At 66.9% G+C, this 9,815-nt stretch carries 15 protein-coding genes; 8 read left to right on the top strand and 7 right to left on the bottom strand.

The window, feature by feature from the left end; translation table 11 throughout:
• The 3 genes from IP78_RS14765 to IP78_RS14755 all read right to left on the bottom strand — a co-directional run.
• Positions 1-792 (bottom strand): FAD-binding oxidoreductase (locus tag IP78_RS14765; protein WP_156320448.1); only part of this gene is annotated, 792 nt, incomplete at its 3' end.
• Positions 786-1,166: a type II toxin-antitoxin system VapC family toxin gene (locus IP78_RS14760; protein ID WP_054112421.1), complete on the bottom strand. Its 381-nt coding sequence runs from the start codon at positions 1,164-1,166 to the stop codon at positions 786-788. The genes IP78_RS14765 and IP78_RS14760, both read right to left, overlap by 7 nt.
• Positions 1,163-1,426, bottom strand: a complete 264-nt coding sequence (locus IP78_RS14755) for a type II toxin-antitoxin system Phd/YefM family antitoxin (RefSeq protein ID WP_054112420.1) — start codon at positions 1,424-1,426, stop codon at positions 1,163-1,165. Before IP78_RS14755 ends, IP78_RS14760 begins: the two co-directional genes overlap by 4 nt.
• Before the next feature lie 35 nt (positions 1,427-1,461).
• On the opposite strand from IP78_RS14755, the gene IP78_RS14750 reads away from it, so the two are divergent.
• From IP78_RS14750 to IP78_RS14740, 3 genes are all read left to right on the top strand, one after another.
• Positions 1,462-1,875, top strand: coding sequence for an NUDIX hydrolase (locus IP78_RS14750; protein ID WP_054112419.1), 414 nt, complete (start codon positions 1,462-1,464; stop codon positions 1,873-1,875).
• A 99-nt stretch (positions 1,876-1,974) separates the two neighbouring features.
• On the top strand, positions 1,975-2,952 hold the full coding sequence (locus tag IP78_RS14745) for an SPFH domain-containing protein (protein WP_054112418.1): 978 nt from the start codon (positions 1,975-1,977) through the stop codon (positions 2,950-2,952).
• 10 nt (positions 2,953-2,962) lie between these two features.
• On the top strand, positions 2,963-3,427 hold the full coding sequence (locus IP78_RS14740) for an NfeD family protein (RefSeq protein ID WP_054112417.1): 465 nt from the start codon (positions 2,963-2,965) through the stop codon (positions 3,425-3,427).
• 6 nt (positions 3,428-3,433) lie between these two features.
• On the opposite strand, the gene IP78_RS14735 is transcribed toward IP78_RS14740, so the two are convergent.
• Positions 3,434-4,018, bottom strand: coding sequence for a hypothetical protein (locus IP78_RS14735; protein WP_054112416.1), 585 nt, complete (start codon positions 4,016-4,018; stop codon positions 3,434-3,436).
• A 51-nt stretch (positions 4,019-4,069) separates the two neighbouring features.
• Entirely contained in the window at positions 4,070-4,513 is a 444-nt protein-coding gene (gene rnhA / locus IP78_RS14730; RefSeq protein ID WP_054112415.1) for a ribonuclease HI, read from the bottom strand.
• Positions 4,514-4,625: 112 nt separating this feature from the next.
• On the opposite strand from rnhA, the gene IP78_RS14725 reads away from it, so the two are divergent.
• From IP78_RS14725 to IP78_RS14710, 4 genes are all read left to right on the top strand, one after another.
• Positions 4,626-4,841 carry a twin-arginine translocase TatA/TatE family subunit gene (locus IP78_RS14725; protein ID WP_054112414.1) on the top strand — a complete coding sequence of 72 codons (216 nt, stop codon included), beginning with the start codon at positions 4,626-4,628 and terminating at the stop codon, positions 4,839-4,841.
• A 25-nt stretch (positions 4,842-4,866) separates the two neighbouring features.
• Positions 4,867-5,433 (top strand): Sec-independent protein translocase protein TatB, encoded by a 567-nt coding sequence (tatB, locus tag IP78_RS15840; RefSeq protein ID WP_054112413.1) that lies wholly within the window; start codon positions 4,867-4,869, stop codon positions 5,431-5,433.
• The gene (tatC, locus tag IP78_RS14715; protein ID WP_054112412.1) at positions 5,430-6,308 is read left to right on the top strand and encodes a twin-arginine translocase subunit TatC; all 879 of its coding nucleotides are present in this window, start codon (positions 5,430-5,432) and stop codon (positions 6,306-6,308) included. The genes tatB and tatC overlap by 4 nt, the downstream gene beginning before the upstream one ends.
• Before the next feature lie 88 nt (positions 6,309-6,396).
• A complete protein-coding gene (locus IP78_RS14710; RefSeq protein WP_054112411.1) occupies positions 6,397-6,660 on the top strand; it encodes a hypothetical protein in 264 nt (87 codons plus the stop codon).
• A gap of 65 nt (positions 6,661-6,725) precedes the next feature.
• On the opposite strand, the gene glnA is transcribed toward IP78_RS14710, so the two are convergent.
• Both glnA and IP78_RS14700 read right to left on the bottom strand, forming a co-directional pair.
• Positions 6,726-8,132, bottom strand: a complete 1,407-nt coding sequence (gene glnA / locus IP78_RS14705) for a type I glutamate--ammonia ligase (protein WP_054112410.1) — start codon at positions 8,130-8,132, stop codon at positions 6,726-6,728.
• 56 nt (positions 8,133-8,188) lie between these two features.
• The gene (locus IP78_RS14700) at positions 8,189-8,527 is read right to left on the bottom strand and encodes a P-II family nitrogen regulator (protein ID WP_054112409.1); all 339 of its coding nucleotides are present in this window, start codon (positions 8,525-8,527) and stop codon (positions 8,189-8,191) included.
• A gap of 129 nt (positions 8,528-8,656) precedes the next feature.
• On the opposite strand from IP78_RS14700, the gene IP78_RS14695 reads away from it, so the two are divergent.
• Positions 8,657-9,484 (top strand): NAD(P)H-hydrate dehydratase, encoded by an 828-nt coding sequence (locus IP78_RS14695; RefSeq protein ID WP_054112408.1) that lies wholly within the window; start codon positions 8,657-8,659, stop codon positions 9,482-9,484.
• Positions 9,485-9,815 lie beyond the last annotated feature (331 nt).

Genomic DNA, 9,815 nt, shown 5'->3' with positions numbered 1-9,815 from the left:
GATGGCGAACTCCACCCCGATCCGCTTCATCAGCTCGAAGGCCTCGACGCCCCCGCCGGTCTCGGCCTTGGCGATGGCCAGCAGCTGAATCGCGGCGTGCGCGGTCTCCAGCCCCACCACCGCCGTGGCCCGGCTCCGCATCACCGGAAACAGCTTCAGCGTCGCCGCCGTCACGACGCCCAGCGTCCCCTCCGCCCCGATCAGCAACTGCTTGAGGTCGTATCCGGTGTTGTCCTTCCTGAGCCGCTTCAGCCCGTTGAACACCTGTCCGTCCGGCATGACGGCCTCGATGCCCAGAACGAGGTCGCGCATCATCCCATAGCGCAGCACCGCCGTGCCGCCCGCATTGGTCGAGATCACCCCGCCGATGGTCGCCGTGCCTTCGGCCGCGAGGCTGAGCGGAAAGAACCTTCCCGCCGCTGCTGCCGCCTGCTGCGCCTCCAGCAGGGACACCCCCGCCTCGACCGTCATGGCGTCGTCCAGCGGCGTCACGTCCCGCACGGCCCGCAGCCGCCGCGTCGACAGCAGCACCTCGCCATAGGGGATCTGCCCCCCGACCAGCCCCGTGTCGCCGCCCTGGGGCACGATCGCGACGCCGTGCCGGGCGCAGATTTCGACCGCCCGCGCCACGTCCGCCGTCGAGCCCGGCTTCAGCATCAGCGGCGTATGCCCCTGCCACTTGTTCCGCCACTCCGTGAGCCACGGCGCGATCTCGGCCGGGTCCTCGGTCCAGCCGGAGGGACCGAGCGCGGCTTTCAGTTCGGCGAGGGCAGAGGGGGAGGGGGTCACCAAAGGGTCTCCATGCCGAAGGCTTTCATGGCGGGGTCCACCGAGACGACGATCAGTCCCTCGACCATCGCCTGAGCGGCGATCAGGCGGTCCCACGGGTCCTTGTGAACGCGATCCAGCCGTGCGGCGGTCAGCGCGTGTCGTGGGTTGATCGGTAGCCACTCGGCCGGCAGGGCGTCGGCCGCCGGAATGAGATCGCCTGGCAGGCGTCGCAAGAGCGGATCACGCTCACGCTTGTATTCGATCTCGTAGATCGACGCGGCGCTCAGCCAGACCTCGTTGTCAGGATCGCCGATAGCGTCCGAAACGTAATCCGGCAGACGCTCGACCTGACCCATCGCCCAGATGAAGACGTGGGTATCCAGCAGTAGCCTCACGTCTCGTCCGGGAAAATGCGACTGTCCTCGATCGCCTGTTCGAGCTCGAGATCCGGCTCGAAGAACACGCTGTCGGGAATATTCAGGTTCAGATGGTTCCAGGCCCCCAGTTTACGCCGCTCCTTGCGCTTGGGCTCGATCGCGGTGATCCGCGCGGCGGGTTGACCGTTGCGGGTCAGCACGACCTCTTCGCCCGCTTCCGCGCGCGCGACGAGCTCAGAAAGCTTGGCCTTCGCCTCGGCGATGTTCATCGTGGTCATGCAATGAGACTAGCACAAACGCCGACTTGGTCCAAATGAGTTGGTCCAACCCCATCCCCGCTGTCGGCGTCGTCTGCCTGCGCGGCGACAGTGTGCTCCTGATTCGGCGCGGTACGCCGCCGCGCCTCGGAGAGTGGAGCCTGCCCGGCGGGCGGATCGAACCGGGGGAGGGGGTTCGCGCGGCCGCGTTGCGCGAACTGCGTGAGGAAACCGGTGTGGAGGCCCGGCTGATCGGCCTGATCGACGTGGTCGACGGCATCTTTCCGGAGGCAGGCCGGCATTACGTGCTGGTCGACTTCGCCGCCGAATGGCTGTCGGGCGAGCCGGTCGCGGGCGACGACGCGGCCGAGGCGGCCTTTGTTCCGCTAGCCGACGCCCGTTCCCGCGTTGCTTGGAGCGAGACCCGGCGGATCATCGAGGGCGCCATACGGCTCCGCGACCACGCCTGACGACGGCTCGCCGACGTCACGGATCGTCTGACGCACCCATCCGGTTTCAGTGGCGCCACTTCCGCCCTCCCGCTACCGTCGCTGGGCAGGAGGACGTCCATGACCTATTTCGCGCTCGCGCTGGTGATCTTCGCCATCGTGTTTCTGTTCAGCCTCATCAAGATCGTGCCCCAGGGCCGCGAGATGACGGTCGAACGGTTCGGCAAATACACCCGCACGCTCAAGCCCGGCATCAGCCTGCTGACCCCCTTCGTCGAGCGGATCGGCCGGCGCATGAACATGATGGAACAGGTTCTGGATGTCCCTCAGCAAGAGGTCATCACCAAGGACAACGCCATGGTGAAGGTCGACGCCATCGTCTTTATTCAGGTGATGGATGCCGCCAACGCCGCCTACCGGGTCGAGAACCTGGAATACGCCATCACCCAGCTGTGCTCGACCAATCTGCGCACCGTGGTCGGTTCGATGGACTTGGACGAGGTGCTGTTCCAGCGTGACGCCATCAACTCCCGCCTCTTGAACACCATCGACGCGGCGACCGAGCCGTGGGGCGTCAAGGTCAACCGCATCGAGATCAAGGACCTGACGCCGCCGGCCGACATCACCAACGCCATGGCCCGTCAGATGAAGGCCGAGCGCGAGCGCCGCGCCGTCATCACCGAGGCCGACGGCGAGAAGCAGGCCGCCATCGCCCGCGCCGAGGGCGCCAAGCAGGCCGCGATTCTCGAGGCCGAGGGCCGCAAGGAAGCCGCCTTCCGCGACGCCGAGGCCCGCGAGCGCGAGGCCGAGGCCGAGGCCAAGGCCACCGCCATGGTGTCCGAGGCCATCGCCCGCGGCGACGTCAACGCCATCAACTACTTCGTGGCCCAGCGCTATGTGGACGCCTTCGCCGAGCTGGCGCGCAACCCGACGCAGAAGACCGTGATCGTGCCCGCCGAGATGAGCGGCCTGGTCGGCACCATCGCCGGCATCGGCGAACTGGTCGGCCTGGCCCGCGACCAGCAGTCGCCGCCGCCGCGCCCGACCCCGCCGCCGCCCGCGCCGCGTCCTCGCGGCAGCGCGGTTCCGACGACCTGAGGAGGGGGCGATGGGCGCAATCATCGACATCTACAACAGCCAGCCCTTCTGGATCTGGCTGGCCATCGGGGTGGTGCTTCTGGCCATCGAGGCGGCGCTGTCGTCCGAGTGGCTGTTGTGGCCGGCGGTGGCGGCGGGCGTGGTCGCGGTGCTGACGGCGCTGGGCCTCGACATCGGTTTCGCGGGCGAGGTTGGCGTGTTCGCCATCCTGACGGTCGTGGCGACCCTGTTCTCGCGCCGCCTGATTCAGCGGGTGAACCCTGGCGACAAGCCCGATGTCAACGATCGGGAGGCCCGGCTGATCGGACAGCGCGCACGGGTCGTTGAGACCTTCGTGGACGGACGTGGACGGGTTTTCGTCTCCGGTGCCGAATGGGCCGCTGAAATGCAGGGACACGCCGCAGAGGCTGGTGACAGCGTTATCGTGGAAGCCCTGAATGGCCCTTCGCTCAGGGTCAGGCCGGTTGCGCCCTAGACTCCGTCAGATGCCCGCCGTCGCCGACACGTGGTCCCGGCACGCGGCGGCCGCCGCGTTGAGGGCGTCCGCCTCCTCATTGGACAGACGTTCCAGGTCCGCACGGATTTCCGGCGTCAGCACTTCGGCTTCCATGGCGTCGACCTGCCGGTTGGCGATCTCTGTCCGCTTCTCTGTCGCGACATAGGCGAGATCACTGATCTCGTCCGGAAACACCATCGTCATCTGCAGATACTGGCGATAGATCGCGGTCGACAGGACCGCCCCAGCCTCCCAGCGGGTGTTGAGCTCTTCCCAGCCGCCGTCATCCAGCTGCCCTTCGATCAGGCCTGACGTCTTCGCTCCCTCGTCGGTCGCCTGGGCCGTCAGTTCGCTGAACTGCATGCAGACCGCGAGCTGGCTCTCGAAGATCTTCTGACGCGCGGCCGTCCGGGAAACGTCCAGGGCCTGCACAGCCGTGAACATCGAGGCCGCCGCGACGATCAGGGCCGAGATCGCCGACAGCGAGGCTAGGGTTCCCTCGATGGAGACCCTCTGCGTCTTGGTCTCTGTTTCGGGTGGCGGAGGGGGAATGGCGTTGCCGTCGATCATCGTTCGACCAGAGCTCAAGCCAGACGGGTTGGCAATCCCTTCGCCCGTCGTTCACCGGGTCGCCAGCATCTCGTCGATGCCGAGGTTGGCGAGCGTATCGGCCCGCTCATTCAGTTCATGTCCGGCGTGGCCCTTGACCCAGTGCCACTTGACCTCATGGCGCGCGCGGGCGGTGTCGAGCCGCTTCCACAGGTCTTCGTTCTTGACCGGCTTCTTGTCCGCCGTCTTCCAGCCCCGGGCTTTCCAGCCGTGGATCCAGCCGGTGATGCCGTCCATCACATACTTGCTGTCGGTATGCAGATCGACGCGACAGGGCCGGTTCAGCGCCTCCAGCGCCATGATCGCCGCCGTCAGCTCCATGCGGTTGTTGGTGGTCAGCCGCTCACCCCCGTGCAGCTCCTTGGCCTTGCCGCCGGACTGCAGGATCGCCCCCCAGCCGCCGGGGCCCGGATTGCCGCGACACGCGCCGTCGGTGTGGATGATGACGTGACTCATTTGTCGTCGTGATTACAGGCCCGCTTGGCGGCGCGCCACCGAAGCGCCTATATGCCGATCAACAAACCCGCGTCGGGGTCAGTTCGTCCCCGCCAGAGATAGAGACGTCGTCATGCAGCCCGGCATCTGGCAAATCCTCATCATCGTCGCCCTTGCGCTTCTGCTGTTCGGTGGCCGTGGCAAGATCTCCGGCCTGATGGGCGATGCCGCCAAGGGCATCCGCGCCTTTCGCGACGGCCTGAAGGGCGACGACGATCAGCCGCAGCAGGACCAGAAGGCCGGTGCCCTGCCGCGCACCGACGCCGAAAAAGAAGACCTGAAGTCCTAAGCCTCGAACACGGCGGAGGTTGACGATGGGGGGTCTGGGGCCCGGTATCGGCGGGCTGGAAATCCTCGTCATCGGCTTGCTGGCGTTGATCGTGGTGGGTCCCAAGGACCTGCCGATCCTTATGCGCAAGGTCGGTCAGGCGCTGGGCAAGGCGCGGGCCATGGCCAACGAGTTCCGCGCCAGCTTCGACGAGATGGCGCGTCAGTCCGAGCTCGACGAGCTTCGCAAGGAAGTCGACGCCCTGCGCCGCAATCAGATGGTTCCCCTCGGCCCCGAGGCCGAAGCCGCGTTCCGTGACATCAACCAGGACCTGAGCCGTCCGTTGAACGGACCCGCGCCCGGCGCGCAGCCCCAGATCACCGGACCGGGCGAGTTCTCCGACCCGGGCGTCCAGCCGTTGCCGACGCTCTCCGAGCCCGCCCCGACCGCTGACCTGGCGGCTCCGGCACCGCCGACCCAGCCCAGGGCGCCAAGCGGGTCGAAATCGAAGGCCCCGCCCGCCGAGGCCGGGAAGACCCCGCGCGTCCGCTCGACCGCGACGAGCCCGACCGCCAGGCCTCGCAAGCCGCGCAAGAAGGTGACGGAGCAGTGAGCGCTCACGATCGGGATGAAGCCGAGATCGAGGCCTCGCGCGCGCCGCTGATGGACCATCTGGTCGAGTTGCGGAACCGGCTGATCGTCTGTGTCGTCGCCTTCGTCGTCGGTTTCATCGGCTGTTTCATCTTCGCCGACCCGATCTACGCCTTCCTGGTCAAGCCCTTCGCCGTGGCGGCCCAGTTCCGGGCTGCAGCAGGGGCGGATGGCGCGGTCTCGCCGATCGACCTGATCCTGGGCACGGCGGGCCTCATTCCGGTGCCGACGGTGGCGCAGGACACGGTCAATCTGATCTTCACCGCCCCGCTGGAGTTCCTCATCACCAAGATGAAGCTGGCGGCCTTCGGGGCCGTCATCGTCGCCTTTCCGGTGCTGGCCTATCAGTTGTGGCGGTTCGTGGCTCCGGGCCTGTACCGCAACGAGCGCGGGGCTTTTCTGCCCTTTCTGATCGCCTCGCCCGTTCTTTTCCTGGTTGGCGCGGCGATGGTCTACTTCGTCATGCTGCCCTTCGTCATGCTGTTCTCGCTGAACCAGCAGATCGTCGGCGGTGGCATTTCGGCCGAGCTCCTGCCGCGCGTTTCCGACTATCTGAACCTGGTCACCGCCCTGATCCTGGCGTTCGGCCTGTGTTTCCAGCTGCCGGTCGTCATGACCCTGCTCGGTCTGGCCGGGCTGGTGTCGTCCACGGTGCTCGCCAGCAGCCGCAAGTTCGCCATCGTAGGCATCGCCGTCGTCGCCGCGTTCGTGACCCCGCCGGATCCGATCAGCCAGATCATGCTCGGCATCCCTCTGGTGCTGCTCTACGAGGTCTCGATCTGGTGCGTGCGCTTGATCGAGCTGCGCCGCGGTCGCGAAGACGTTTCGTCGGCCTGACAAGGAAAGTCGACCATATGTCAATGACGCTTGACATACGGCTTCCAGCGGCTATGCTCCTTCTGCCATAGAGGAGCAACGCGGGCTCATGATTGAACTCGGTCTCGTCATTGCCGCCGGTGTGGCGGCCCTGATCGGTCTCTGCGCCATCCCGTTCGCCGCCTTCGCGCCGGACGAGTCGAGCCATCACCGGCGTCTGCGCGTGGCCCAGGCGGGGTTGGCGCTCTCCGGCATGTTGATAGTCCTGTCGTACTTCGCCTACGGGGCCGAGTACGGCCTGACGGGCGGCCTGCTCCTGCTCCTCTTCGGCACCGGGATGACCGCCGTGGGCCGTCGTCGCGCGAAGGGCTGAGCCCGACACACGAAAGCCGCCGACTTTCGTCGACGGCTTCCGGAAACGCGCTTCGATCCGACCGATCAGCAGCTGTAGTACATGTCGAACTCGACCGGGTGCGGGTGCAGTTGCAGCCGCATCACTTCTTCCATCTTCAGCTCGATGTAGCTGTCGATGAAGTCGTCATCCATCACGCCGCCCTTCTTCAGGAAGGCGCGATCCTTGTCCAGGGCCTCCAGCGCCTCCTTCAGGCTGCCGCAGACCTCGGGGATGTTGCCGCGCTCTTCTGGCGGTAGATCGTAGAGGTTCTTGTCGGCCGGAGCGCCCGGATCGATGCGGTTTTCGATGCCGTCCAGGCCCGCCATCAGCAGCGCCGTGAACGTCAGATAGGGGTTGCCCATCGGGTCGGGGAAGCGGGCTTCGATGCGCTTGGCCTTGGGCGACGACACCCACGGGATCCGGATCGAGGCCGAGCGGTTGCGCGACGAATAGGCCAGCTTGACCGGCGCCTCATAGCCCGGGACAAGCCGCTTGTAGGAATTGGTCGTGGAGTTGGCGAAGGCGTTGATCGCCTTGGCGTGCTTGATAATCCCGCCGATGTACCACAGACAATAGTCCGACAGGCCTGCGTACTTGTCGCCCGCGAACAGGGGCTTGCCGTCGCGCCAGATCGACTGGTGGACGTGCATGCCCGAGCCGTTGTCGGCGAACATCGGCTTGGCCATGAAGGTCGCCGTCTTGCCGTAGGCCGCCGCCACGTTGTGGATCACGTACTTATAGAGCTGCAGTCGGTCGGCCATGGTCAGCAGGTCCGAGAACTTCAGTCCCAGCTCGTGCTGGGCCGGTGCCACCTCGTGGTGGTGCTTCTCGGGCTGCAGGCCCAGGTCGCGCATGACGCCCAGCATCTCGCCGCGCAGGTCCTGGCCCGAGTCGACCGGATTGACCGGAAAGTAGCCGCCCTTGGGCCCCGGGCGGTGGCCCATGTTGCCCTCGGTGTACTCCGCGCCCGTGTTGGCCGGCAGCTCGGTCGAGTCATAGGAATAGCCGGTGTCGTGCGGGGCGGTGTTCCAGCGCACGTCGTCGAAGATGAAGAACTCCGCTTCCGGCCCGAAATAGACCGCGTCGCCCACGCCCGACGACTGCACATAGGCCAGGGCCTTCTTGGCCATCGACCGGCTGTCGCGGTTGTAGGGCTCGCCCGTGTCCGGGTTCATGACGTCGCAGAACAGGAACAGCGTCGTCTGCTGATAGAAGGGGTCGATGTAGGCCGTCGTCAGGTCCGGCTTCAGCAGCATGTCGGACTCGTTGATCGCCTTCCAGCCGGCGATGGACGAGCCGTCGAACATGGTGCCTTCCTCCAGGAAGTCCTCGTCGACCAGGTCCACGTCGAAGGTGACGTGCTGCAGCTTGCCGCGCGTGTCGGTGAACCGGACGTCGACGTATTTCACGTCCTTGTCCTTGATCTCCTGCAGGATTTTCTTGGCGCTCATGAGTGATGATCCTTTTCGCGTTTCTTCTGGGGAGGAAGCTGGGGAACTGAACTGAACTAGACCGCCTGCGCGCCGGTCTCGCCGGTGCGGATGCGGATGACGTCGTCGATGGTGGAGACGAAGATTTTTCCATCACCGATCTTGCCGGTGCGGGCGGCGGTCTGGATGGCCTCGACCACGGCGGGGGCCAGGTCGTCGGCGACCACCACCTCGATCTTGATCTTGGGCAGGAAGTCGATGACGTACTCCGCGCCGCGATAGAGCTCGGAATGGCCCTTCTGGCGGCCGTATCCTTTGGCCTCCAGCACCGTCATGCCCTGTACGCCGATGTCCTGGAGCGCCTCTTTGACGTCGTCCAGCTTGAACGGCTTGATGACGGCTTCGATCTTCTTCATGGGCGCCCCGAGACCGCGCGGGACCGACCCTTTGCCGGTGCGCACGCTCGGGAAAGCAAGGGACACCGCATTGCACAATATGGCAAGGGGCGGATCGCATTTTCAGACGTTCCGGGCGCGGAGGACCTGATGGCCGAGACCAACGACCCGTCGCTGTGGCGCGACCGCCTGCCGTGGCCCGACGCCGCCAGCCACAAGCATTCGCGTGGCCGGCTGGGCGTGGTCTCGGGCGGTCCGCTGAATACGGGCGCAGCGCGGCTGGCGGCACGCGCGGGCCTGCGGGTCGGAGCGGGGCTGGTGAAGGTGCTGTGCCCGCCCGCCGCCGCGCCGATCGTCGCGGGCGCGCTGGAGGCCGTCATGGTCGAGGCCTTCACCTCGCCGGAGGGCCTGGAGACGCTGGCCGAGGCGATGGACGCCGTCGTCATCGGCCCGGCGGCGGGCCTGAACGAGGCGACCGTGCAGAACCTCGCCGCGCTCGCCCGCACTGGCGCGGCCCTGGTCGTCGACGCCGACGCCCTGACCATCTTCAAGGGCAGGGGCGTCGACCTCTTCGCCAGCCTCGACCGCGACGACGTCCTGACCCCTCACGAAGGCGAGTTCGAGCGGGTCTTCCCCGGTCTGCTGGAGCAGGGCAGGGAGGCTGCCGCCGCCGAGGCCGCCCGCCAGGCCGGTGCCCACATCGTGCTTAAGGGGGCCGAGACGATCATCGCCGCGCCGGATGGCCGGGCCCGGATCAATCCGAACGGCTCGCCGTGGCTGGCGACGGCGGGCAGTGGCGACGTTCTGGCAGGCCTGATCGGCGGCCTGATCGCCCAAGGCATGCCGACGTTCGACGCCGCCAGCGCCGCCGTCTGGATGCATGCGGCGGCCGCCGAGCGCTTGGGCCCGGGCCTGATCGCGGAGGATTTGCCAGGAGGAGTACCTGCGGTGCTCAGCGCCCTGCGACGGGGCAGCTAGCCCCCCCTCTCCCTCCCCCTCGGGGGAGGATGATCGCGAAGCGATCGGGTGGGGGCGGCCCGGCGAGACACAGGCGATGACGGTGTCTGGATCACCCGGCCGCCCCCACCCGGCTTCGGCTACGCCTCCGCCCCCCTCCCCGGGCCGGGGAGGGAGAGAAACGCGCGCTGTTTTTCTCAATCATCCAACGACGCCCGGATTTCGTCAGCGGAATCAACGCCCGTCCTGTTCGAGACGCGCTGAACGCGCCCTGATATCCGGGTGTGTTACCCTCGCTCTCGGTTCCGTCGCTTGGGAAGGGCGCAAGGCCTTGCGAGCTTGTCGCGGCGGG

The sequence above is a fragment of the Brevundimonas sp. AAP58 genome (genome assembly GCF_001295975.1).
Taxonomy (GTDB): Bacteria; Pseudomonadota; Alphaproteobacteria; order Caulobacterales; family Caulobacteraceae; genus Brevundimonas.
The sequence above is the reverse complement of the archived record's forward strand: the minus strand, read 5'-3'. Positions and strand labels throughout refer to the sequence as shown.